The 25,237-nt window shown below is 40.1% G+C and carries 20 protein-coding genes; 14 read left to right on the forward strand and 6 right to left on the reverse strand.

The window, feature by feature from the left end; translation table 11 throughout:
- Positions 1 to 92 precede the first annotated feature (92 nt).
- Together H5089_RS07240 and H5089_RS07245 are read right to left on the reverse strand one after the other, a co-directional pair.
- Positions 93 to 482, reverse strand: coding sequence for a hypothetical protein (locus H5089_RS07240; RefSeq protein ID WP_002962855.1), 390 nt, complete (start codon positions 480 to 482; stop codon positions 93 to 95).
- Positions 479 to 784 (reverse strand): hypothetical protein, encoded by a 306-nt coding sequence (locus H5089_RS07245; RefSeq protein WP_182711886.1) that lies wholly within the window; start codon positions 782 to 784, stop codon positions 479 to 481. Before H5089_RS07245 ends, H5089_RS07240 begins: the two co-directional genes overlap by 4 nt.
- Positions 785 to 1,057: 273 nt before the next feature.
- Here H5089_RS07245 and H5089_RS07250 point away from each other — a divergent pair, with 273 nt between their 5' ends.
- The 3 genes from H5089_RS07250 to H5089_RS20285 all read left to right on the forward strand — a co-directional run bounded on the left by H5089_RS07250 (position 1,058) and on the right by H5089_RS20285 (position 2,329).
- Positions 1,058 to 1,477, forward strand: a complete 420-nt coding sequence (locus H5089_RS07250; protein ID WP_182711858.1) for a VOC family protein — start codon at positions 1,058 to 1,060, stop codon at positions 1,475 to 1,477.
- Between the two features lie 437 nt (positions 1,478 to 1,914).
- Positions 1,915 to 2,112 (forward strand): hypothetical protein, encoded by a 198-nt coding sequence (locus H5089_RS20280; RefSeq protein ID WP_240915878.1) that lies wholly within the window; start codon positions 1,915 to 1,917, stop codon positions 2,110 to 2,112.
- A 58-nt stretch (positions 2,113 to 2,170) separates the two neighbouring features.
- The gene (locus H5089_RS20285) at positions 2,171 to 2,329 is read left to right on the forward strand and encodes a hypothetical protein (RefSeq protein WP_240915877.1); all 159 of its coding nucleotides are present in this window, start codon (positions 2,171 to 2,173) and stop codon (positions 2,327 to 2,329) included.
- 2 nt (positions 2,330 to 2,331) lie between these two features.
- Here the strand turns inward: H5089_RS20285 and H5089_RS07260 are convergent, their stop codons facing one another.
- Both H5089_RS07260 and H5089_RS07265 read right to left on the reverse strand, forming a co-directional pair.
- Positions 2,332 to 3,936, reverse strand: a complete 1,605-nt coding sequence (locus H5089_RS07260; RefSeq protein WP_182711859.1) for a diguanylate cyclase — start codon at positions 3,934 to 3,936, stop codon at positions 2,332 to 2,334.
- A gap of 75 nt (positions 3,937 to 4,011) precedes the next feature.
- On the reverse strand, positions 4,012 to 4,908 hold the full coding sequence (locus H5089_RS07265) for an AraC family transcriptional regulator (RefSeq protein WP_182711860.1): 897 nt from the start codon (positions 4,906 to 4,908) through the stop codon (positions 4,012 to 4,014).
- A 185-nt stretch (positions 4,909 to 5,093) separates the two neighbouring features.
- On the opposite strand from H5089_RS07265, the gene H5089_RS07270 reads away from it, so the two are divergent.
- Together H5089_RS07270 and H5089_RS07275 are read left to right on the forward strand one after the other, a co-directional pair.
- A complete protein-coding gene (locus tag H5089_RS07270) occupies positions 5,094 to 6,239 on the forward strand; it encodes an iron-containing alcohol dehydrogenase (RefSeq protein ID WP_002962851.1) in 1,146 nt (381 codons plus the stop codon).
- A 483-nt stretch (positions 6,240 to 6,722) separates the two neighbouring features.
- The gene (locus H5089_RS07275; RefSeq protein ID WP_039490309.1) at positions 6,723 to 7,169 is read left to right on the forward strand and encodes a DoxX family protein; all 447 of its coding nucleotides are present in this window, start codon (positions 6,723 to 6,725) and stop codon (positions 7,167 to 7,169) included.
- Between the two features lie 52 nt (positions 7,170 to 7,221).
- Here H5089_RS07275 and H5089_RS07280 read toward each other — a convergent pair whose 3' ends face one another.
- A complete protein-coding gene (locus tag H5089_RS07280; RefSeq protein WP_182711861.1) occupies positions 7,222 to 10,308 on the reverse strand; it encodes a beta-galactosidase in 3,087 nt (1,028 codons plus the stop codon).
- A gap of 112 nt (positions 10,309 to 10,420) precedes the next feature.
- Here H5089_RS07280 and H5089_RS07285 point away from each other — a divergent pair, with 112 nt between their 5' ends.
- The 5 genes from H5089_RS07285 to H5089_RS07305 all read left to right on the forward strand — a co-directional run bounded on the left by H5089_RS07285 (position 10,421) and on the right by H5089_RS07305 (position 17,432).
- Positions 10,421 to 11,239 (forward strand): AraC family transcriptional regulator, encoded by an 819-nt coding sequence (locus H5089_RS07285; RefSeq protein WP_024595140.1) that lies wholly within the window; start codon positions 10,421 to 10,423, stop codon positions 11,237 to 11,239.
- An 81-nt stretch (positions 11,240 to 11,320) separates the two neighbouring features.
- Entirely contained in the window at positions 11,321 to 11,629 is a 309-nt protein-coding gene (locus H5089_RS07290) for a DUF2946 family protein (RefSeq protein WP_182711862.1), read from the forward strand.
- A 150-nt stretch (positions 11,630 to 11,779) separates the two neighbouring features.
- The gene (locus H5089_RS07295) at positions 11,780 to 13,042 is read left to right on the forward strand and encodes a TolC family protein (protein ID WP_182711863.1); all 1,263 of its coding nucleotides are present in this window, start codon (positions 11,780 to 11,782) and stop codon (positions 13,040 to 13,042) included.
- Positions 13,039 to 14,286 carry an efflux RND transporter periplasmic adaptor subunit gene (locus H5089_RS07300; protein ID WP_182711864.1) on the forward strand — a complete coding sequence of 416 codons (1,248 nt, stop codon included), beginning with the start codon at positions 13,039 to 13,041 and terminating at the stop codon, positions 14,284 to 14,286. Before H5089_RS07295 ends, H5089_RS07300 begins: the two co-directional genes overlap by 4 nt.
- An 8-nt stretch (positions 14,287 to 14,294) precedes the next feature.
- On the forward strand, positions 14,295 to 17,432 hold the full coding sequence (locus tag H5089_RS07305) for an efflux RND transporter permease subunit (protein WP_182711865.1): 3,138 nt from the start codon (positions 14,295 to 14,297) through the stop codon (positions 17,430 to 17,432).
- A gap of 77 nt (positions 17,433 to 17,509) precedes the next feature.
- Here the strand turns inward: H5089_RS07305 and H5089_RS07310 are convergent, their stop codons facing one another.
- Entirely contained in the window at positions 17,510 to 18,745 is a 1,236-nt protein-coding gene (locus tag H5089_RS07310) for a TMEM143 family protein (protein ID WP_182711866.1), read from the reverse strand.
- A gap of 552 nt (positions 18,746 to 19,297) precedes the next feature.
- Between H5089_RS07310 and H5089_RS07315 the strand changes: the two genes are divergently transcribed.
- The 4 genes from H5089_RS07315 to H5089_RS07330 all read left to right on the forward strand — a co-directional run bounded on the left by H5089_RS07315 (position 19,298) and on the right by H5089_RS07330 (position 25,183).
- The gene (locus H5089_RS07315) at positions 19,298 to 19,882 is read left to right on the forward strand and encodes a YqaA family protein (protein ID WP_182711867.1); all 585 of its coding nucleotides are present in this window, start codon (positions 19,298 to 19,300) and stop codon (positions 19,880 to 19,882) included.
- A 98-nt stretch (positions 19,883 to 19,980) separates the two neighbouring features.
- The gene (locus tag H5089_RS07320) at positions 19,981 to 20,886 is read left to right on the forward strand and encodes a GGDEF domain-containing protein (protein WP_182711868.1); all 906 of its coding nucleotides are present in this window, start codon (positions 19,981 to 19,983) and stop codon (positions 20,884 to 20,886) included.
- A gap of 163 nt (positions 20,887 to 21,049) precedes the next feature.
- Positions 21,050 to 22,411 (forward strand): hypothetical protein, encoded by a 1,362-nt coding sequence (locus tag H5089_RS07325; RefSeq protein WP_182711869.1) that lies wholly within the window; start codon positions 21,050 to 21,052, stop codon positions 22,409 to 22,411.
- Positions 22,412 to 22,537: 126 nt separating this feature from the next.
- Positions 22,538 to 25,183 (forward strand): DUF2339 domain-containing protein, encoded by a 2,646-nt coding sequence (locus tag H5089_RS07330; RefSeq protein WP_182696467.1) that lies wholly within the window; start codon positions 22,538 to 22,540, stop codon positions 25,181 to 25,183.
- Positions 25,184 to 25,237 lie beyond the last annotated feature (54 nt).

The following is a 25,237-nucleotide window of genomic DNA, read 5'->3' on the forward strand; positions in this document are numbered from 1 at the left end:
AAGAACAGCTTAAAACATGAATATTTTACACTCTAATTTCTCTACTATATTAAAGCGAATGCAGGGAGAAACTAGACCAGTTCAATAATTTTTTATTGAACTGGTGGTGGTTTTTTACTTCTTGGGGCACCTAACAAAATACAGGTATGGCAAATACATACAGATAAAAATGCACTAATACCTAGTGCACCACCGTAGCCGTCAAGTTTTGGTACAAGAAATTCAAATAATATTGAAAATAAAACAGATGAGCTTGCTACCGTATAAATACCAAAACGATGCGGGGCGCTCATGCCAATAAATGTACCGCCAAAAAATATAATCGCGTATAAATCGGGGTTTAAATTCAATGCGCTAAAAATTAAGTAAGCAATAATAGAAAGTGAAGAGGATGCTCTTATACCATCAAAGCGACTATGTTTAGCTAAGTAAAACGTTAAAAAAGCACCAAGCAGTACAAGTAATGGGTATTCAATACTCATAGTACGATTCCTTTAGCTAATACAAAAAGTGCCACGCTTGCAAAAGCGACACTGCCAAGTTTGCCACCAAAGCCTGTAAACATATTCATAGTAAGCACATACAAACTTGAGCCAATAAGCGAAATAATAGCAATTTCACAGTAACTGGTAATTAAATGGGTTGAACACATACCGGCAAAACTACCAGCATAAATTGCAGCATAAGGATGGTTTTTATAACGCGCAGGAAAAGGAATAAAAGAGCCAATAAGCCCCGTTAGCGCGGCAGAAATTACTAAAGGCAGTGCAAAAGTAGTGTGCATAGCAAAGCAAGCTACAAAGCCTAAAAAGAAAGTAATGAATTTTAAAAGTAAGAATTTAATCATAGCGGCGCATTTTAAACTAATCCTTTTGCGCTTTCTAATACTCTCTAACAAATAAATGTTATAAGTAATTACACATTTAAAAAGCGTGTTTTTTAAACGACTCTTAGGTATTAAATATGCTTAATAGCGTTGCTGTTAATGTTCTATAAATCACAAATTATGTATAATGGCGATAATTTAATGTATTAAAGTGTTAACCAAGGGTTATTTATGTCTAACTGTTTGCATCTGGCTATTCCGGCTGGCGATTTAAAAGTGGCTAAAGCGTTTTATTGTGACGTACTAGGCTGTAAAACGGGTAATAGTGAAGAAGGTCGCTGGGTAGATATAGATTTTTGGGGCAATGAACTTACCTTACACCAAAGCGTTGAGCGCCTACCAACAGTTCGCCATGATGTTGATATGGGAGCTGTGGCAGTACCTCACTTTGGGATTCACCTACCTGAAGATGAATTTAACGGGTTAAAAACACGTATTGAAGATGCGGGTATTGAATACCTAGATAAACCATACCGCCGTTTTATTGGTGATGAGTTTGAGCAAGAAACGTTTTTTATTGAAGATCCAAATGGCAATGTGCTTGAAATGAAAACCATGGTAAACCCAGAGGTTTTATTTAAAAAAGTATAAATGCTGTTGCTTAAGTTAAGCTAAAAAACCACTTCAATAAGTGGTTTTTTTATAACTATTAATCAGTGTTTTGATAAATTAGTTAATATTTACAGGTAAAAAAATTACGCTACATACATGATTTTTATTCACTCTACAATATAAGTATAGACACCTAGACTTAATTTCAGCTCTCATATTTTATTGTTATTTATGCTGCTTAAACTCATAATTGCACCTTTGCTTATTTTACTAATAACATTCGCCCAAAAACGCTTTGGTAGTTTTGTTAGCGGCATAATTCCTGGTTTGCCTATTACCTCTGGCCTATTTCTTATTTTATAGCATTAGAACAAGGTAAATTATTTGCAGCTAACTCAGCGGTGGCCTCTCTTTATGGTATGAGCGGTATAGGCTTATTTTGTTTTAGTTACTTGGTTGTTTCACAAAGATTTGGAATGCTTAAATCGCTTTTTACAGCGTTGAGTATTTGGTGTGTATTTAGCGTTATTACTTTATTTTTACCAGTGAATATTATTGTGGCGAGGGTGATTTCGCTTTGTATTTTACTCGGTTTAGCTATTATCTCTACAAGGCTAAATATATCAGTTGATGCAAAACCATTAAATGCCCGCTGGGAGCTTTTGGTAAAATGATATTAGTGACGGGCTTTATCGTACTTGTTACGTTTATATCACAGCATATAGGGTCTGCGTGGAGCGGTTAATCTCTACCTTTCCGGTTATTTTAGCGGTAATGGGTAGTGTTGCCCACTTTATTGGCAAACAAGCCTCAACGTTATTTACTATTATTTTTAGCCACTATATAAACCGTAAGCAGTTTGCTAAGCCAGCTACGGTTTTAAATACTTAAAGCTAGCTATCAACTAAAGTGAGCGGCTTTACTTTACGCTGTAGTTTTTCATGATACATAGCGGTGTCGCCGGCTTTTAAAATTTCGTCAATATTTTTAGGAGGCTCACTAAATACGCTGCTACCAATGCTTGCCTTTATAGCAATAGGCTGGTCGTTATGCGTGATGGCGAGTTTATCTAACTCTATTTTTAGATGGTGTGTTTTTGGGCTTACTTGCGCTTTGCTGTAAAAGTGGGCAAGTACTACAAATTCATCGCCGCCTAAGCGGCCGACTGCATCGCTGGTGCGTACAATACTTTTTAAACTGGCGGCTACTTTACATAAAGCTTCATCGCCTACGGCATGCCCATAATTGTCGTTTATCTGTTTAAAGTCATCTAAATCTATATACATTAAACATAAAACTCCGCCTTTTTTTGCATGCAGCTCAATCAGCTCTGATGATTTTTTACCCCAGCCACGGCGGTTTAAAATGCCACAAAGGTGATCGTAATCGGCTTCGGTTTCGGCGCGTTTTTGTGCGATTCGCATACGGCTAATACGCCTAGAAACAGCTACTGCTAGTAAAAATGACTCCACAGCGAAAGCCATAATAAATCCGTAACGTTGCATAAATGGGCTTTGATTAATAAGTAATACTCTAAATATCATGCTTACGAGCACCAAGCTCAATGCTACAAAAACAAGCGTTGCTTCGCGTATTCCTTTGCGAGCCTGTTGTGCCGCTAAAACAAAAATAACAGTCACAATAATTAATGAGCCGTAAGCCATGATGTTGCCAGCTATTTGCCAAATCAAAGTGTTACTGAACAATATTTTTATTAAAGAAAAGCACATAACAATACCGGCCATAATTTTTAAAATCTTACTTGTTTTTGGCCATCTATTGTTTAATTCAAGTAATGCGCACATAAACCATGTAGCACTGAGTACTGTTAAACCTATGCTGAGTAAGTATAAATCAAATAGGAGTGATGAAACGTGGTCAGTTATAAATAAATAGAGTTGGCCTTCTTGAAGCAAAATAAAGCTGCCAATACAAAAAATATAAGCGCTGTATAGCTTAAATATCTTGTCGTGAAGCCTGTAGCCCATTATAAATACGTAAAAAATGAGTGTGATACACAGCCCATAAAAAGCACCCATAATGAGATTATGTTGCTGTGTTTCTTTAAAAAAAACTTGTGTATTTTGCCACTTAAAGCGTGGTGTATAGTTAAGTTTTGACTCAACTGTAATAATGGCTGTAAAGTTTCCTGAGTCCATTAAAAATGCCACTTGTGCCGATTTTAATGGCTGCTTTATTACACCGTTTTGCTGCCATGTAAAATCATCAAGACCTGGGCGCAAAAACGAAAGTACGCCGCCACGCTGTAACAAGCAGTTAAGCTGAAATTGGTTTGTACCGCGTTTTGCCTGAAGTTCAGAAGTTGTATTAGGTTGTAAAAATGATGGAGGGGACTGACTATTTAAGGGGGTAATATCGCAAAAATCGCCTGCATTGCTATTAAATGCTATTAAGTAAATAAAAAAAAGAAATACGTATTTAGCACCTCCGTGTAAAATATTAGGAACTGTATTTTTATGATATTTTTTGTCAGCCATAAGCACTTCCAAGCTCAACTACATTTTTTTATACTAGCAGAGCCCACCTATTTAGCTATTAGTTAATTAGTTAAATTAACTGTGTAATTGAGTTAATACTTCGCTAGGTGTTTTATTAAAGTGGCGTTTAAATTCGCGGCTAAATTGCGATGGGCTGGTATAGCCAACCTTTAATGCAGCTTCGTTGGCTTTACTTCCACTAGTGGTTATAAGCTCTTTAGCCTTAGCTAAGCGTACTTTTTTTAAATACTGTAGCGGGGATTCAAACGTAACTTGCCTAAAAGCACGATGAAACGACGATACGCTCATGTTTACATCTTCAGCTAACCCTTCAACCGTAATTTGATTGGCATAACTACTATGCATAGTTGAGAGCGTGCGGGCGATACGTGCATAATGCCCATCATGCATAGCAAGCCCTATTAAAGTATGTCCTTGTGGACCACAAAGTACGCGATATACCAATTCTTTTACTATATCCTCGCCAAAAATGTCAGCCTCAATGGGGTTATTTAAAACAGTTAATAACCTATGAGTAACGAGCTCCATTGCTGTATCTAAAGTTGCCGACTGTACTGCGCCAATTTGTGCAGACGACGATGACGCTGAAAGAGGCTTATGCTGCATTATTTGATTAACGAGTTTGTGTAGCATTGCAGGGTTTATATCTATGGCAATGCCCATAACGGGTAAGTCGTTATCAGTAAATGCTTCACACTCTAATGGCACCGGTACGCCAAGGACTAAGTAGTCGCCTGCGCCGTATTTTATTTGATGTTCAGGAAAGTGAATTATTTTATGACCTTGCCCAACAATAATAATACCTGAGTTATATATAAGCGGCTGGCGCGGCGAGCTTTTAGTTGCTCGATGAAAATACACGCCTGGAATAACAGTTTCCATGGTGCCTTCAAAGCTGAGTAATTGGTTATGCTCGGCGTATTGTTGCAACATATTGGCTATGGTGGGCATAAAAGGCATCTTTAATTGAGTGTATTTTGCGTAAAATAACAATGTTGGTAGTTTTAGGCAAGCTTTTGCGAGTTATTGGGCTTTTTTTATGTTTTTTTTGCTACTAATATGCACTCATTGGAATTTAGCTTAGCTAGTAACTAAGCATTCTATTTAGTATTTAACCGTCACCTAGGAGCAAAATAATGAAATTTAGCTACGTAAATCCAACTCTTATCCAATTCGGTCAGCAACAAATTGCGGCACTATCTGATTTGATCGCAAAAGATCAAAAAGTACTTGTAGTGTACGGCGGCGGTTCAATTAAAAAGAACGGCGTGTACGACCAAGTTGCAGCAGCACTTGAAGGCTTTGACTGGGTTGAGTTTTCGGGCGTTGGCGCTAACCCAACAATTGAAGTGCTAGACCAAGCAGTAAAAATTTGTAAAGAACAAGATATTGACTTCGTATTAGGCGTAGGCGGCGGTTCAGTGATCGACGGCGTTAAATACATTGCCGCATCAGCCGTTTATGATGGCGAAGGTTGGGATATTCCTACTGGTAAGCATACTATTACTAGTGCATTACCAATCGGTGCAATATTAACATTGCCTGCAACGGGTTCTGAATCTAACCAAAACTCAGTTGTGAGCAAAGAAGCAACGAAGCAAAAACTACCGTTTGCATCACCAGAAGTACTTCCTAAATTTGCGATTATGGACCCTGATGTAATGAAAACATTACCGCAGCGCCAACTTGTGAATGGCTTAGTAGATGCATGGGTTCACACCTGTGAGCAGTACCTAACATTCCCTGAAACAGCATTAGTTCAAGAAGGTTACGCTGAAGCACTTTTAAGAACGCTTAAAACTTTAGGTGATAACTTTGAAAACCAAGATGACGCATGGCGTGCAAACCTTATGTGGGCTGCTAACCAAGCACTCAATGGTTTAATTGGTTCTGGTGTATCGCAAGATTGGGCAACACACATGATTGGTCACGAGCTTACAGCGGCTTACGGTGTTGATCATGCACGTTCACTTGCTATTGTTCAGCCTTCTTTATTACGTAACCAATTTGCAGTTAAAAAAGCAAAGCTTGAGCAAATGGGTAAAAACGTATTTGGTCTTGAGCAATCTGAAGACTTAGCAGAGAAAACAATTGCAGCAATTGAAGCGTTTTACCACAGCCTCGACGTAGCGACCCAGCTTACTGAACATGGCGATGATAAAGCCGCTGCTATTGACAATATTATTGGCAAACTTGAAGCTCACGGCATGGTTGCTCTTGGTGAAAACCAAGCTATTACGCTTAAAGAAAGCCGCGAAATTTTAGAGCAAGCGGTTGCTTAATTTTCAAAGCTAAGCGCTTACTTAAATATACTAGGGCGTGTTGATCTTTGGTGGGTGAATTTGCAGCAGTATGTTTGGTTTTTAGGCAAGGCGGAGCCTATGTAGTGTGGTTATTCCCCATGAATAGGCGATAACGCAGCATAAATACCAAACATGCGCTGCCCTTTGGGTTCTTTCTAGGGACGATTAACTCTTTGTTGCTCGGTTTTTACTTAGCCCACTAGGTTACAAACCTCGCGCCGCGATTTAATCGCCCCTAGATTGAACAAATTTCAATCCACAAAGATCAACACGCCCTAAGTAATACGTTAATAAAAAACCGTCAACCTTTGGGTTGGCGGTTTTTTTATGGATTATTATAAATACTGCGTTGCTAATTAACCAATGAGTTCCGTATTAATGTTTTTTAATGATGATAGTAAACTGTGTTCAACGGTTAGGAAAAACCTAACGATTAAATAAATTAAAACAGGACTAAAACTCATGAAATTACTAAACACATTACTTAGCTCAAAAGCAGGCGTAGCAGCATTAATTTTACGAGTGCCAGTTGGCCTTATTTTAGCGGCGCATGGTGCACAAAAGCTATTTGCTTGGTTTGGCGGTTACGGGCTTGAAGGTACAGGCCAATGGATGGCGAGTATTGGTTTAGAGCCTGGCTATTGGTTAGCAATGATGGCAGGTAGCGCTGAGTTTTTTGGTGGCATTGCATTAGCAATTGGTTTGTTAACTCGCCCAGCGGCTGTAGTTGCCGGCTTTACTATGCTGATTGCTATTTTTAGCGTACATATTAGTAATGGCTTATTTATGGCAAACAATGGCTATGAATACGCATTAACGTTACTTGTAGTAACTGTAGTTCTAGCAATTCAAGGAGCGGGAAGCTTTTCTCTTGATAACGTATTAGCTAAAAAGCTAGCTAATAAATAGAGTGTGTTAATTAAAAAAATAGCGGCCAATTTGGCCGCTATTTTTGTTTAAATTATTCAGCAGATAATGTTAAAGAATAACTGTACTGCTTTTGCTCAAGTAAATATTCTTTATGGGTACTTGGGCTCCATGAATCATCGCCACCAACCCCCATATGTTGATGATCAATATGTACGTGTACGCAATCATCAGCAATGAGTTCGTTTGTGTGTTTCGCTTGCGTTAACATACTTTGCGAATACTCACTGGCTGCAAATAAAAACGCACCGGTTACGGTTAAATTATTAATACGCAGTAATTGGCAATCACTACGCAGGCCGTTATCGGTTGGGAAAATATACGGGGTATGTAGCTCATTTAAACTTAAGCTGTAATAACCTAAACGTGCTGCGGCTTTGCGATCTGGGTAGTTTTCAAAAGGCCCTAAACCACGCCAGTTTACTTTTGTATCGCTTTGCTTGTTAAGCGTTGTACTTAGTCCTATACGCGGCATTGGCGGAAGTGTATCGTTTAAGTGCACATCAACATTTAAGCTAATATTACCGGTATTATTTAGTGTATATAGCCATTGTGTTTTTGCTTGTAGCACGCCGTTAAATTCATAATTAAATACACAAGTAATACGTATATCAACGCTTGATTGCACTGCGTGAATTGAGCTACATGTGCGCTGCCATTGCCCTATACCTGCACGTAACCAACGTGCCTCCCATGCATTAGGATCTAGGTTATCTACTTCGCTTACGCCTATGTCGTTATCAAGCGGGGCGCGATAAAAGTTATCAACCAGTGGGCTACTAATAACCTGAGTATCGTTTTGTAACCACTGCTCTATAAGCCCTGATTGCTTACTAAAAACAAGTTTAAACTTATCGTTTTCAATACTTAGTTGAGAGTCGGTTTCGTTAACACTTGTAGCGCTTTGCTCTGTAGTTGGTGCAAATGATTCACTGTTTAAATTATTACTATTTATAAGCTTAAACTGCTCGGTGTTTAATACATGCTCGGCACTTGCAAAGCTACAGTCGTTAATTAGTGCTACATCTAAATTAAGGTGATATTGCGCACCTTGCTCAAACGCTATTTTAGTTTTAATTGTTAACGTGTGCGTACTTTGCGGAGCAATATTAAGTACATGCTCGCCTTGTTCAACACAGATGCCATTTTGCATTAACTGCCAAACGAGCTTTTCATTATCTGTGTGTCTAAATACGTAATCGCTAAATATATCAATGGTGTATTGATTTTTAGTTTGCTCGCGCAGCGTAAATTGTAAATGCTGCTGGCTGTATTTTGCTTCAAACAGGCTAGGGTGCGGCGTGCGGTCAGGGAATAATAAGCCGTTAATACAAAATTGGCGGTCATTTAGTTCATCACCAAAATCGCCGCCGTAAGCCCAATAATGCTCACCATTTTCATCAGTTTTAGATAAACCTTGGTCTACCCAATCCCAAATAAAGCCACCTTGCAGGCGTGGGTATTCTCTAAATGCTTGCCAGTAATCGTCAAAGCTACCTAGGCTGTTACCCATTGCATGGGCGTACTCACATAAAATAAGCGGGCGAGTTTCACCCGGTAGGCTTAGCCATTTTTTTATTGAATATTTTGGTACGGCGTCATCGGCAACATGTGTATCTACACGGGCATACATTGGGCAAATAATGTCGGTTGCTGTGGTATTTGAGCCGCCACCTTCGTATTGCACTGGGCGAGAAGGGTCAAAGCTTTTTGACCATCCGTACATAGCATCGTGGTTGGCGCCGTGTCCGCATTCGTTACCCAGTGACCAAATAATAATAGAGGCGTGGTTTTTATCGCGCTCAACCATTTGAGTATAGCGCGACATAAATGCACCAGCCCACTGTGGATCGCTGGCAAGCCTACCCATTGGGAACATGCCATGGGTTTCTATGTTTGCTTCGTCCACTACGTATAAACCTAGCTCGTCGCACAGCTCGTAAAAACGCGGGTGGTTAGGATAGTGAGCAGTACGTACAGCATTAAAGTTATTTTGCTTCATCAGCTTAATATCTTCAATCATGTCGGCGGTGCTTACTGTGTGGCCGTTTTCTGGGTGGTGTTCGTGGCGGTTAACACCGCGAATAAGTAGCGGTTTGCCGTTTAAGCAAAGCTGTCCGTTAAGCATTTCCACTTTTCTAAAACCAATGTTATAGGCTTCAACATCTACTGTGTTGCCTTGCTCATCTAGCAGGCTTACAACGCAGCGGTATAAGTATGGGGTTTCGGCGGTCCACTTTTTAGGGCTTTGTATATCAATTGTTTGAAATACAACATCGCTCCAGCCGCCTTTTTCATCAACGCGTTTATTGTTAGTGCTTTGTATGTGTGGCTCGCAGAGTGCTTGCTCATTATCAAAAACCTGTACTGCTACTTGGTAGTTATTTGGCGCATTTATCGCCGTTTTTATATGTAGCGTTGCATCGCGATAGCAAGCGTCTAAATCGGGGGTTATAAACACATCACGTATTTGGTTTTGTGGTTTTGTAAGTAAGTTAACATCGCGAAAAATACCGCTTAGCCACCACATGTCCTGATCTTCTAAATAACTGCCATCGCTCCAGCGAATAACCATAACCGCAATACGGTTGGTGCCTACTACTAACAGTTCGCTTAAATCAAATTCGCTTGGTAAGCGGCTATCTTGCGAATAACCCACCCATTGACCGTTACACCAAAGGTGAAATGCCGAGTTTACGCCTTCAAAAATAATATGGTTACGCTGCGCTAATTGATCCGCCGTAATAGAAAACTCAGTGCGGTAGCAACCTGTTGGGTTATCGCTTGGTACAAATGGCGGGTTAACTGCAAATGGGTATTTAACATTACAGTAAATTGGTTTATCAAAGCCGTGTAACTGCCAGTTAGAAGGCACTGGAATACTTTGCCAATCTTTGCTTAGTGTTTCACTTAGCAGTGATCCATCAACCGCTTCGGGTTTATCGAATAATTTAAAATCCCATTGGCCGTTTAAACTTTGTTTTTGTGATTGTGTGTTAGTACGGGCATGGTCAACGCTTTTAAATCCATTGAGTGGGCTGTGCGCTTTTACTTGATTAACTTGCACCGAAATTGGGTTTTCCCAATCACGGCGGTTAATTATGTGTTGTAGTGAGTTCATTAGTGTCCTATTGCATGTATGGCAATTATAGTGGCTTAAATATAGCTAAAATAATGCGTTGGGGTTATGCTTAAAGCTCTCTTTTATTTGTCCAAAACTATCATTTTAGATTATGCGCAACACTATTGTAGATGTACTCGATATTGGCCCAGAGTGTACAGAGCGGTTTATTGATTTAACCACGCTTTCGCAAATGCCAAACCTTGAAATAGAGCTGGCAGGTTGCTCTAATTTATTGGGTGACTATTGTGTTGCACGTACTAACCCGCTTGAACACACTCTTTTTTATACTTTGGCTGGTCAGGGCACACTTAAAACAGTTAATAACCAATACTCATTAACTGAAAATAGCTTAGCTATATTGCCTGCAAGGCAAAGTTTTGAGGTTAAAATAGCAAGCGAAAAGTGGGATGTGATTTGGCTAAACCTTGCAAACACTAAACGTTGGCAACATTTAAATTTAGCACAGGCTAAGGTATTAACTAATCAGCAATTAGCGCCATTACATTTAGCTATGGAGCTTTTATATAGCGAAAGTAACGCTACTTTGCGCGAAGGTGTTATGCCTATTTTAAGCCACTATTTAAACACTACGTTGCAAAGCGAGCCGCAAATAGGTGGGCAAAACAGATTAACCAGCTTGTTTTTAGAGGTAGAAGAGCGCTTACAGTTTGATTGGACAATAGAAGTTATGTGCGAGCACGTGCATTACTCAGCACCGCATTTACATAGGTTATGCCAAGCGCAATTTGGTAAAAGCCCTATGCAGCAGCTTATTTATTTACGCATTAAACGAGCTAAAAGCTTACTACTAAATACCCGCTGGCCTGTTGCTCATATTGCTGCTTACGTGGGGTATCCTAATATATTTAATTTTTCTAAACGGTTTAAAAAATCAGTGGGTATATCACCAAGTGAATTTAGAAAATAACGTAAGCGGCTCTCTACATTTGAATAAATTTAAGGTATTGTGCGATTTCTTAAATTGCATTTTAGAGTTTTTAGGTAGGTAATGCGCTCAAACTACTTTTTAGTCGTGATACTTTTAGTGCTTGTGCACAGCTTTATTAGCTGTGATGCGGCGGCGTATCATCTGCAAGAAGAAGTTGTTCATGCTACGCATGTTCATTCTCAAGCAAATGTAAACGATGAAGATGCGCAATCACCTACTGAAATACATGCCCATCAGCATTGCCACTGTGGTTACTACAGTACGCTAAATCACTCTATAAGCCCTGAGCAAAGCCAAGCTACACTGCCTGCGTGCTATAGCGGTTTAAACTATCCACCAGATGTTCCGCCACCAAATTTTTATAGCTAGTTTTTAATTTTAAACACTTTGTAAATAACTGCCTGCGCCTGTGCGCTATAAGGCTAGTTATGTACATATTTAGGTTGCTTAATTGCGCTTGTTTTTAAAATAGGCGTAGTGATTAAGTCAACTCTGTTTGTTAAAAAACGGACATGCTATATGAATAAAAAACCACTTATGCTGGTGGCGCTACTGTGCGCATTACCTGCAATGAGCGTTTTGGCAAAAAATGAGCCTCAAAACGTATTAACGCTAAAGCAAGCGCTTAAAAATACCGAGCAGCAAAATGCTGAACTTAAACGCTACCCGTATCATCAAAAAATATTAACGGCGCTTAAAACCCAAGCTGCGCTTTCACCTAATCCTGAGCTGAGTTTTGAAGCTGAAAACTTTTTAGGAACTCACGGCTCTCATGCGTTTTCGGGGGCGCAGTACACGCTGGCTTTAAGTCAATTAATAGAGCTGGGCGATAAACGGCAAAACCGTATTAATTACGCCACTGCCAATATAAAAGCGCAAACAATTGAGTATAAAAATACTCGGTTAGCACTTTTAGCAACCACCGCTGAGCGCTATTACCAAATACTTAAATTTCAGGCGTTAATTGCTTTAAATAGTGAGCGTAAAAACACCGTTAAGCAGGCACTTAACGCAATTGAAAAACGCGCTAAAGCGAGTGCAGCCTCAAGTGCTGATGTAACCCGCATGCGTTATGCATTAAGCCAAGTAGATTTAAATACGCTGATGCTAAATAGCGAATTTGAGCGTGCGCGCTTAGCTCTAACCGAGCTTTGGCAAGAGCCGCAAGTGAGTGATTACTATGCTGGCGATTTATCACAAATAGCTGCTGTTAAAAGTGAAGCAGTGCTACTTGATGCGGTAAATACAGCACCTGAATTTGCACTGCTGCAGCAGCAATATATGCAGCAAACGGCTAATTTGTCGCTGCAACTCTCAAGCGGGCAAAGCGATTTAACCCTGGGTGGTGGCGTGCGATATAACCAGCAAACTGATGCCAGCTCGTTGGTGTTTTCTTTTTCAATGCCACTGCAATTAAGCAATTCTAATAGCGGTAATATTGAGGCTGCAAAGCATCAACTTACGCTACTTAATGAGCAACAAGGGCAATTACGTGTTCAGCTACGCCAGCAAATACGCACTTTGTATGCGTATTACCAAGGTAAAACTGCGCAGGCACAGCTATTAACACAGCAAGTTATTCCACAAGCACAAACGCTTATAAAACAAAGTTTAAAAAGCTATCAACAAGGGCAAATATCGGTGTTGCAATTACTCGACGCACAGCAAGCTTTATTTGATTCTAAACGCGCACTTATCAACATCCATAGCGAGCTATATCAAGTGCTGCTTACCCTTGAGCGTTTAACTGGCCAACCTTTAATTGAGACTCATCAATCATGAATAACACTCTTATCGCATTATTTATAACGCAATTATTTACACTCCCATTTTTAAGTAGCACGGCTATGGCATCTGATAGCCATCACGAAAAAGGTCACGAAGAAGGCCACAAAGACGAACACACACAAAAAGGCCCACACGGCGGATTTTTACTAACCAATAACGCCCTTGATTTAGAGCTTAAGTTAACCCAGTTTGCAGGTAATACCGAGCTGCGAATATATGGGTTTAATAACGATAAAGCTGTGGATATAAACCAGTTAGACGTAACCATAAACGTGCAACGTTTAAGTGAAGAGCCACAGCTTATTCGCTTCAAAGCTGAAGATGACTATTTAGTAAGTACCGTGAGCGTAAACGAGCCGCATTCTTTTAAGCTTGATGTAATGGCACGCTATAAAGGCGTTGAAATAAATTATCATTATGAGCAAGAAGAAGGGCGTGCAACGCTAAGCTCCCAAGCAATTGAACGCGCAGGAATTAAAACCGAGATAGCAAAAGCAGGTAGCGTTGAACTAACAGATACTCTATTTGGTGTTATAGCACCCACCGCGCACGGCACCGTTGAAGTAATGGCGCCTTATACCGGCTTAGTTAACGATATCTTTGTAAGCATTGGTCAAAACGTTAAAAAAGGCGATAAGCTTGCCAGTATAACCAACCGCGAAACACTGCAAAATTACACCATAAAAAGCCCAATTACAGGCGTTATTACCGAGCAATATTTAAAGCGCGGTGAGCTTGCCAATAGCGCATTAATGCAAATAGTAAACCTTGAAACCGTATGGGTCGAGCTCTCGGCTTTTCCTGAAAATATTGAAAAGCTCGCCATAGGACAAAGCGCAAAAGTGTACGATTTACATCATCATTTAAATGCGCAAGGTGAGGTGTTTTACATAGCCCCGATGATGAGCGGCGGGCATATTGCGCGTGCGCGAATCGAGCTTAAAAACCCTAATGGTCATTGGCGTCCTGGTATGCATGTTAATAGCGACATTAGTACTGCAAAAGTAGATGCTGCAGTGCGAGTAAAGGCTACAGCTGTGCAGGAATTTAACGGCAAACCTAGTGTGTTTATTAAAAGCGGCAATGTATTTGAAGTACGCCCTGTAAAGCTTGGTGCTAAAAACAGCGAGTGGGTAGAGGTACTTGAGGGGCTCTCGCCAAATAGTGAGTACGTAACGCAAAACAGTTATGTAATTAAAGCCGATATTTTAAAAAGCGGCGCAAGCCACTCACACTAGGAGGCAGCATGATTGATTGGATAGTTTCTTTTGCGGTTAAACGCCGAATGATGGTGCTTGCGCTCACGCTTTTATTTGCTGGGTTTGGTGTATACAACACACAAAATTTAGCCGTTGATGCCGTACCCGATATAACTAATGTGCAAGTACAAATAAATACAAAAGCGCCCGGGTTTACCCCGCTTGAAGCAGAGCAGCGCATTACCTATTTAATTGAAACCGCTATGGCGGGCATACCAAAGCTTGATTACACTCGTTCGATTTCGCGTTATGGACTTTCGCAAGTTACCGTTATTTTTAACGAAGGCACCGATATTTACTGGGCGCGCCAGCAAATATCAGAGCGCATTCAAAGTATTCGCTCAGACTTGCCAGCCAATATTGAGCCAAACTTAGGGCCAATTGCCAGCGGGCTAGGGGAGATTTTTACTTACTCTGTGCATGCAAATAAAGGCGCATCAAAAGACGATGGCACGCCATTTAACGCAGAGGATTTACGTACTCTGCAAGATTGGGTTATTCGCCCGCAGCTATTAAAAGTAAAAGGTGTTACCGAAATAAACAGCCAAGGTGGCTTTGAGCGCCAGTACCAAGTAGCCCCCGTGCCTGAAAAACTACTCGCTTATAAGCTCACGCTAAGCGATGTAATTACTGCACTTAAATTAAATAATAGCAACCAAGGCGCAGGGTTTATAGAACGCTTTGATGGGCAATATTTAGTGCGCTCACCAGGGCAATTAAAAACCATTGATGATATAGCCAATACTGTAGTTGCTAAGCGCGATGATGCACCAGTACGGATTAAAGATGTAGCAAATGTGCGTTTAGGTAAAGAGCTTAGAACCGGCGCTGCTACTTATAATGGTAAAGAAACCGTGCTCGGCACCGCCATGATGCTAATTGGCGAAAACAGCCGCGTAGTGGCAAAATCGATGGCAGATAAACTCAAAGCCGTACAGCTAAGCTTGCCTGAAGGTGTTGTGGTAGAAGCAGTTTATGACCGCACAACCCTTGTTGATAAAACCATAGACACTGTAAAAACTAACCTGTTTGAAGGCGCTGTATTAGTGATTGTTATTTTGCTGCTGTTATTAGGTAATGTAACCGGCGCGCTTATTACGGCAATGGTTATTCCGCTTAGCATGTTATTTGCCATTACCGGTATGGTAGGTAATCGTGTATCGGGTAACCTAATGAGCCTAGGCGCAATCGACTTTGGTTTAATAGTTGATGGCGCTGTAATTGTGGTTGAAAACTGTTTAAGGCAACTTGGCCTTGCGCAGCATAAACATGGCCGGCTACTTACATTAAATGAGCGTTTAAGTGTTGTAACCGCCGCTACTAAAGAAGTATTTAGCCCAGCGGTGTTTGGCATTTTAATTATTATGCTGGTGTATTTGCCGCTGTTTGCGCTTAGTGGTGTAGAGGGCAAAATGTTTCAGCCAATGGCATTTACGGTTGTAGCCGCACTAGTTGGCGCACTTATTTTTGCTGTTACCTTTGTACCTGCCGCTATTGCGGTATGTGTACGTGGCAAGGTGAGCGAGAGCGAAAATGCAGTTATGCGCGGTATAAAAAGAGGCTACAAACCACTACTTGGTTTATCGCTTAAGTTGCCATGGGTAATGTTAAGCATTGCCGCTGTGCTTGTAATTGTACTTGGTTTTAAAGTTAAAAATATGGGCGCTGAATTTTTACCGCAGCTTGATGAAGGCGATATAGCGATGCACGCACTGCGCATTACCGGCACCGGTATTGAACAATCGGTAAAAATGCAAAAAGAGCTAGAGCAAGCCATTTTAGACATACCTGAAGTTGAAAAAGTATTTTCAAAAATTGGCACCCCAGATGTAGCAAACGATCCTATGCCACCTAACGTTGCCGATACCTTTTTAATGTTAAAGCCGCGCGAACAATGGCCTGATCCCGCTTTAAGTAAAGAAGAGCTGGTTAAGCAAATTCGCCATTTAGTAAATGAAGTACCAGGTAATAATTATGAGTTTACGCAACCTATAGAAATGCGTTTTAACGAGTTAATAGCAGGCGTGCGCGCCGACGTTGCGGTGCGTATTTATGGCGATGATTTATCAACATTAAAACAGTATGGCGAAAAAGCCACAGCCTTGGTGCAAAACATTACAGGCGCAACTGATGTACGCCTTGAGCAAATGGAAGGTTTGCCTACACTTTCGGTAACGCCGCTTCGCGATCATATGGCGCTGTTAGGTTTAACAGTAACCGATATACAGCAAAGTGTAAGTGCTGCGGTAGGCGGTGTACAAACCGGGCTTATTTATGAAGGCGATAAACGCTTTTCGTTATTAGTGCGTTTAGATGAGCGCTGGTCAAACGATGTATCACAGCTTGCGCGTTTGCCAGTGGCCGTGCCCAAAAGTGCCAACCCAGACCTTGCATTTGTACCGCTAGGGGAAGTTGCAAATATTAGTATTGATAAAGGGCCTAATCAAATAAACCGTGAAAGCGGTAAGCGTAATGTTGTTGTTACTGCAAATGTAGAAGGGCGTGATTTAGCAAGCTTTGTAAGTGATGCACAAGCCGCTTTAAATTCAGATCTTAATTTACCAAGTGGTTATTGGATTGAATACGGCGGCACATTTGAGCAATTAGAATCGGCAAGTAAGCGGTTATCGCTGGTGGTGCCAGTTACTTTATTGCTTATATTTGGCCTGCTTTACAGTGCGTTTAATTCACTTCGTGATTCGTTAATTATATTTAGCGGCGTGCCACTTGCACTGACCGGTGGTGTGCTTGCGTTACTATTACGCGATATGCCGCTTTCAATATCAGCAGGTGTGGGGTTTATAGCGCTAAGTGGTGTAGCGGTATTAAATGGTGTGGTTATGCTGTCGTTTATTAAACAATTAAGAGCTGATGGGCTTAGTTTAATCGATGCAATACAAACCGGTGCACTTTCGCGCCTGCGCCCAGTACTTATGACCGCTTTAGTGGCAAGTTTAGGGTTTATTCCTATGGCGCTAAATACTGGCACCGGCGCTGAGCTACAAAGGCCGCTGGCTACGGTTGTGGTTGGCGGGATTATTTCATCAACCTTACTTACGCTATTAATATTGCCTGCACTTTATAAATTAGTGCATGCAAAGTTTAATAGGCATCAAGCAGCTTAGCCAGTTGAAGCTCAATACATAACGTAAAAAGCAGCTGAAATTTCAGCTGCTTTTTGTTGTTAAGTAAACTTTGCAGGTTAATTATATTGAAACAAGTTATCCCAGCGCTCATCCAAAATAGTTTTTGCGTGTTCCAAATTTATTGCGCTATACACATCATTAGTGCACGTTACTAAGCGCATACGCTCCAACTTTTCAAGCGCATCGCTAATTTCAAAATCAAGATCGCACTGGTATTTGCTTTTAAACCAATGCTCTATTTGTTCATCAAGCGTTTGGGCGGTTAAGCCGCTTTCTGATTTTAGTAAAAACGTATACGCAAGCAGCGCTTCTTTTATATCTTCTTCTTCGGCGGCGTCTATAAGGGTGTGAAAAACACCGGCGTTGTTATCAAGGTTTTTAAAGTAGAGGTTATCGCTAAGTGCTTTCATAAATTTAATTTTACGGTTTTTAAACTTACTCCACTCTTTAAAAATAAAGCTGCCAAATACTCCCATGCCAATAGCAAAGGTAATAAAGTGTTGTTGCGTCATTTCTACAGCTTCACTTCTAAAACCACCCCAAAAAGCAAACAGAGCAAGCAATAATAAAATTGATGCACCAAGCTTAGTTATAAGTACCACCGCACCGCCAATTAAAGCCGATGAGCCAATAATTGCTTTATCAATAGGGCGCATGCGTACTTCACTGTTAGGAAATAGCATTTCGAGATCGGCTTTTGGCACATTTTGAAACAGCTTAACTATGGTCGAACTTGGCTCAAACCCTAAAGGCGTTTTATTTTTAGCTTCAAAATAAGCACTATCTTTAAAGCGAATAAACACGGCTACTCGGTCGTAATTAGTAAAGTGCAGCGGCTTTTTACGAAGGCCCCAAAAGCTGGTAATCGTTTCAGTGAGTTGCGACTCGCCACGGCGATAAAATACGACTTCTTCAAAGTCGTCAAATTCAACTTCAAGGCGCACCTTAAATAGCGACTCTTCATTTAATGCATCTTGTAAGTCTTCATTGGTGATCACTTCAAAATTAGCGGCATTAAGCACCTTGGCAAAATCTTTAGCAAACTCACGTTGGCACTGCGCTTTTTGATCAGCCGATACTGGCGCTAATGATCGCGTATCACTATTGGGATCAAAAGGGGCGTAGTTGTTTTTAAGTGATTCAAGTGTTGCGTGGTAATCGTAATGAATAAGGCTTGCTAGTAAATCGCAAAATTGTTTAAACGATGTTTTTTGTGTACTGCTTTTAAGCTCTTCGCTACACATATCGACAATATCTTGTTTTCTAAAAGGAATAAAACGCGCACTTTGCATAAGTTTTTAACTGCTTTGGTAGGTATTTAACTGCATTGACACATAATAAAATATTCTTATGGATATTACTAATTTGTTAACGCAGTAGGGCGTATTGATCATTGGTTGTTGAATTTGCAGCTGTGTGTTTGGTTTTTAGGCAAGGCAGAGCCTATGTAGTGTGGTTATTCCCCATAAATAAGGCGATAACGCAGCATAAATACCAAATGCGCTGCCCTCTGGGTTTTTTCTAGGGACGATTAACTCTTTGTGCCTACATGTATGTAGGTAAGGGGCGTGAGCAGGACGCGGAAGCTTTGCTCGATTTTTACTTATTCTTACATGGATGTAAGCCAGTAGGGTAACGCAGGAGCAGTTACCGAGCCTACTAGGTTACAAACCTCGCGTCGCGATTTAATCTTCCTTGGATTGAACAAATTTCAATCCACAAAGATCAATACGTCCTAAGACCTGTAGATTTACTACACTGTTTTCAGCGTGTATTAACCTAAATATGTAATTATTAGCTCATTGAATAATCTTGTTCTTACTGATAAGTGAAAAGGATTTACTATGGCAATTCAAAAAAAGCTAAAAGAAAAAACGCGTAATTTTATTGACTCTAAGCATATGCTTAGCGGTATTACAGTGGCGTCGTTTTTAGAGTCAACCATAGTTCCTATTCCACTTGAAGCAGTGCTTGTGCCTCTTATGCAGGCTCGTCGAGAAAAGCTATGGCTTATCGCCTTAATGGCGACTTTAGGTTGCATAGTGGGTGCATTGTTTGGTTATGCGTTGGGTTATTATTTATTTGATGCGGTTGGTGATTGGATTATTAATACGTTTTCGAGCCCTGAGCAATTTGAAAACGTTAAGCAGCAAATGCAAGATCAAGGTTTTTGGTTTGTAATAACACTGGGTATTGTGCCCATTCCGTTTCAAATAGCGATGCTTGCAGCAGGCGCGACTAAGTATTCTATTTGGCTATTTTTATTGGCTTCGGGTATCGCGCGTTCTATTCGTTACTTTGGTCTGGCTATTATTGTTTATTATGCAGGTAATGAAGCTGAGCGAATCATTAGTAAACATAAAACTAAAGCGATGATTGGCATTACTATTTTAGTGTTGGGATTGTGGGGATTTAGTACCGTAGTTTAAGTTTAAATTTGAGGGGGATTACGGTTTTCATCTTCGTGATGGTTTTTATTATTGTGCTATAGTTTTCAAATGAAGTACTGAAAAACCTAGCAATTAATATGATTGAAACAGTAAAACTTACCGTTAAACTTTCTAACTTTTATAAAATGCCTTTGATCAATAAAGTTTTAAGTTTAGCTTTATTGATCTATATTGCTATTTTTTCAGCCTACTCCCTAACTAGCTTTCCTCCCTTACAAGTTCAAAACAATGTGTACGGTTTTACTACCGATTTTATTAATTTAGCTGTCATTATATTTCTGTTTTGGATGGTTCAATGCTCTGATCTATCTAAAAAAGCATATATTTTTTCTAGCTTTGGTTTATTACTATGGAGTATTGGTACCACGGCAGACGTGCTTGATGAGTTAGTTGTACAGCCTTACTGGGTAAGTGTTTATTTTGAAGACTTATGTAGAACCAGCGGCATGCTTTTAACTTCTTATGGTTTATTTAAAACTATGCGCTTTGTACAAAGTATTAATAATAGGTTAGCCGCAGAGTTAATAATAGATGACTTAACTAAAGTGCATAATAGGCGCTATTTTTATCGACATGTTAAAAGTGCAAACATTGTATCTTATGTTATTTTAATTATTGATATAGACCATTTTAAGTCTATTAATGATGAGTTTGGCCATGATGTGGGCGACTCAATTCTTCAGCAGTTAGCAACTACATACAATAATGCATTTGAAGGAAACGCGCAGTTTGCTCGCTTGGGCGGTGAGGAGTTTGGAGGTTATTTACCAACAAGTAATATAGAGCAAGTTAGTGAGTTTTGTCAGCAATTAATAGACCTTGCGCACACTATCAATGTTAAAAATACGCGCCATTTAACAGTAAGTATTGGCGTAGCAAAACAAACCCCTAACGAGCCCCTCGATAAAGTCATGAAGCGTGCCGATCAAGCTCTATACGTAGCTAAAAAAACAGGCCGAGATCGTTTTGAAATTGCCCCATAAGCGTTTTAATTATATAAAAACACGTCCTTATTGTTTGCACATTTACTACACTTTTTAACGTTTTCGTAAGGAAATGTCAGTGAGGGTAATGCTTTGTAAATCATGAAATTAAAATAGAATGTTTGGGTCATAATGGGGATATTAATAATAAGGAATAACCTTAATGACTAACTCCCTTTTAAAAGCTGCATTACCCTTAAGTCTAATTACTATTTTGTCGGGCTGCGGCTCTGACGATAGCTCAAGCTCTACAGGTTACATCCAATTGTATAACGGCTCTTACAATAGCCCATACACACGTTTGTTTGTTGAAGAAACAGAGCGCTCAGGCGCTGATTTTGCTGATGTAACTACTCGCCATAACTACAGCACAGACACTTATGATGTAAGTTTTGAGTACCTAGATGCTAACGACAGCTATATAACAATTAGCGATCAAGAAATTTCTATTAAGGGTGACAAAACACAGTTAATAGTAATGAGTGGTAACTTTGATGAACCTACATTTACAGAGCTTAGCGTACCTATTACAAGCGATACGGGTGAGTTTAACTTAGGGTTTTATAATATTGCAGGAGAGGACACTAACTACGATATTTACTTAGCAACTGATGATGGTGTATTTGAAAGCGCGACACTTTTCTCATCAGCTCAATATTTAAGTGAGTTAGATCTGCAAAGCGTTGATGAAGGTTATTACACTATTTATATAACTCAAGCGGGCAGCAGTGATGTTGTGTACGAGTCGTCATCTGTTTATTTATACGATGAAGCAAGTTATGTAGCAATGATCCGCCCAAGTTATGCAACAGAAGAAGGCGGCATTACGCTTGATGTAGTAACCGATAATAACTACGTTACTGAGCTTAAACACCAATCTGCTCTGGGGCAATTACGTTTTATAAATACCGTTGATGACTACTCGCCAGTAAGCTTTTCTGCTACACGCGGTACAACTGTAAACACAACAAATACAGTCGCTAGTGACTCTTATACCGATTATGTTGAACTTTCGCCTAATAGTTACAGCGTAGCGATGTACGACGAAGAAGGTACAAAACTAGCTGATAACTTTTTAATGACGCTAGAGCGCGAGCAAAGTGCGGTGGGTATTTTTTATAACGACGCAGATAACGGTTTACGTATGATGAGCGTTGAAGAAAATCTAACACCAAGCAGTTACAGCCATACGGTATCGGTTGTAAACCTAATTGAAAGCTACGCAGGGCAGTCGGTTTCAGATGTAGATGTGTACTTTACACTTAACGGCGAAACGGTAGACGACACCAGTAACGTAGTCGATGGCCTAGATAAGTATGACCAAGAAGAGCAGGTTGTAGATAACGAAATTTACACGGTTTATGTTGTTTACGAAGACAACGGCCAGCAAATTGTGCTTATTCAACAAAGCGATATGGACTTTACACAAGAGGGTAACTACATATTGATTTTAGAGCATGATGAAACAACAAGCTCTGGTTATAAGATGACCCTAGAGCGCACTATTACCGATAGTGTTGAATAAACCTAAACATATTAAGTAGCATAAAGCCTAAGCACTTTAAGTACTTAGGCTTTTTTATTGAACAAAATTTACCTACTCATTAATAATTAGGTACACTCAGGGCATAATAATTAATAAGAGTGTGCCATGGATGATTTAGTTGGGTTAGCCGTCATAGTAATACTGGTTGTAGTTGCCGGTGCTATTTGCGGCTTAATAGCGCTAGTGCAGTTAAATGCATTAAAACAAGAAGTTGCTGTTTTAAGGGCCAAAATAACACATCTACAAACACATAAATCGATATCGCAAAGTGAACCTCAAAGTGAAGCATCTACGGCTCAGGCAGCGCTTTCAAGATCAGAGCCAATTGCTCATAAAGCACAGCCAAGCTTAACGTCCCAAAACGCGTCGCCACCTGTAATAAATCAGCTATCAGCGCCTCCTAAAAAAGCCAAACCAGCTGAAGCATCAGCCATAGAATTACTATTTAATAAATTGCGCGCAGGGTTTGAAGAGAACTGGATGACCTGGATAGGCGCAATAGCGCTTGCGTTTGGGGGCATCTTTTTAGCTAAATACAGCCTAGAAGCGGGATTATTATCGCCTGTAATGAGGTTGAGTTTAGGCGGCTTATTTGGGCTTGGCCTAATTGCAGCCGCAGCTTATTTACACCATAAACGCATTGTATTTGAAGGCTTTAATAATTACATACCCGCAGCGCTTGCAAGCGGCGGGTTTATTACCTGTTTTGCTTTAACGCTTTTAGCTTACAGCAGTTACGACATGCTGAGCCCTACCGTGGCATTTTTTGCACTGGCAGTTATTGCAATTAGCGCAAGTGCTATGGCGCTTAGGTTAGGCCCGCTATTGGCCGTGCTTGGTATTATTGGCGCTTACAGCGTACCAATATGGGTTAATACAGGCAGCGGTAACTTGTTTACGTTATTTATGTATGTTGGTTTTGTAAGTTTGTCGGCTGCGTTAGTTGCACATAAAGTGCAGCGAGCTTGGTTGTGGTATTTATTATGGGCAGGGCACATTGGCTGGTATTTAGTTGGTTTTACGCTACTTAAAGTTAATACCGTTTGGTTAATGGGGGCATTTGCTTTACTTAGTATTGTAGGGTTAATTGCTATACCGCGCTTAGGTCTAAAACTGAATGTTATTGAACATCGCCCGCACAGTTTAAAACGTTTACTTAAAGTGCTTCCAGATCATGCATTACTACTCGCTTTTATAGCGCCCTTAATATCTACTATGTTGATCAGTCACTTTGATATGCAGTGGCAAGCAATCGGCGTGTTAAGTATTGTATTGGTGTTATTTTTAGTCCTTAAAAATAGCCGTTGGGATATTTGGCAGGGCGTAGCGTTAGTTATTTCAACGCTATTAGTATTAGGCGCTCAGCGCACGCATCTTTCGCCAAATCTATTTGATGACGCCCTCTTTATATTCAAAAATGAGTATGGTTTGGGTTTATTACTCGGGTTGTTACTTACCGCTTTTGGGCTTTATTACGGTAAAAAACAGATTAAGCGTTTAGCGTTTCATATTACGGGGGCATTTAGTGCATTTGTAATGATAGCGACTTTATATACGCATATTCCTAATTCTGCGTTAAGTACTGCATATCCACTTTGGGCCGTTGCATTGTTTGTAGTGGCGGCTATTTTAATAAAGTGTGCGCAACATAATACAACGCTTTTTCAGCGTTTTACTTATTGGGTAGGGGCTAATGCCAATATTACGTTAGCAATTACCATGCTACTAAGTGACAGCGGCCTAACCATTGCACTTGCTGTACAAGTATTACTTATAAGCGTACTTATTAAACGCTATAACGTGCCTATGCCGCATTGGCCTATAAAAGCCTTGGTTGCTGCGTTATTACTGCGCTTAACGCTCGCACCTTGGACACCAAGTTCCGATGCACTTACGGTATTTGGCTTACATTGGAGTATTGTGGTTTATCCGTTATGTATCGCGTTATTTTTTGCCGCAGCTAAGTGCTTTGACTCATCAAAACTTAAAATATGGCTCGAAGGTGCAGCTCTTCATTGTTTAGCGCTTTTTATTACTACCGAAACAAGTTATCAGTTAGTAGGGCATTATCCGCAATTTGATTCACTTAACTTTTACGAACAAATACTCCTTACCTGTAACTGGCTGGCATTAGGGTGTGTGTATTTACACAGAGCAAAACTTGCCGGTACTTTAGCTAAGTTATATAAAGTGGCGGGTTTTGCACTTGCGGGGTTAGCAGGGTTTTTTGCTATTAAAACACTACTTGACGATAACCCATTATTTGAATCACTTTACATAGGTGAGCTGCCAATATTTAACTGGTTATTACTATTGTGGTTAGTTCCTGCAGGATTAACGCTTTGGCTGGCCAAGCTTGTAAAACCAATAAATGCTAAAGCTACGCCATTTATATTGGCCGTTGCAGGTGGCTTTATATTATTGGCAATAAACAGCTTTATTCGTCAGTACTGGCAAGGTCCTTATATTTACTTATCCAAAGGCGCAAGCAATGCAGAGCTTTATAGTTACTCTGTTATTTGGTTAGTATTGGGGGCGGGTACTGTTATTTTTGGGCATTTAAAAAATCAATTATTAATACAAAAAGTAGGCCTGGGCATACTAGCTGCCGTTATTGTTAAAGTGTTTTTAATTGATATGGCTAACTTGGAGGGCTTACTTAAAGCGCTTTCGTTTATTGGATTAGGGCTTTCATTGGTGGGGTTAAGTTGGTTGTTCCAAAAGCTTAGAAGCCGAGTAAATCCAGTTTAATTTTATGAACACTTTATAAAGCAAAGCCCAGTGAAGATACTGGGCTTTTTGTTT

Origin of the sequence: Pseudoalteromonas sp. SR45-1 (assembly GCF_014163655.1) — a bacterium.
GTDB lineage: Bacteria > Pseudomonadota > Gammaproteobacteria > Enterobacterales > Alteromonadaceae > Pseudoalteromonas > Pseudoalteromonas distincta.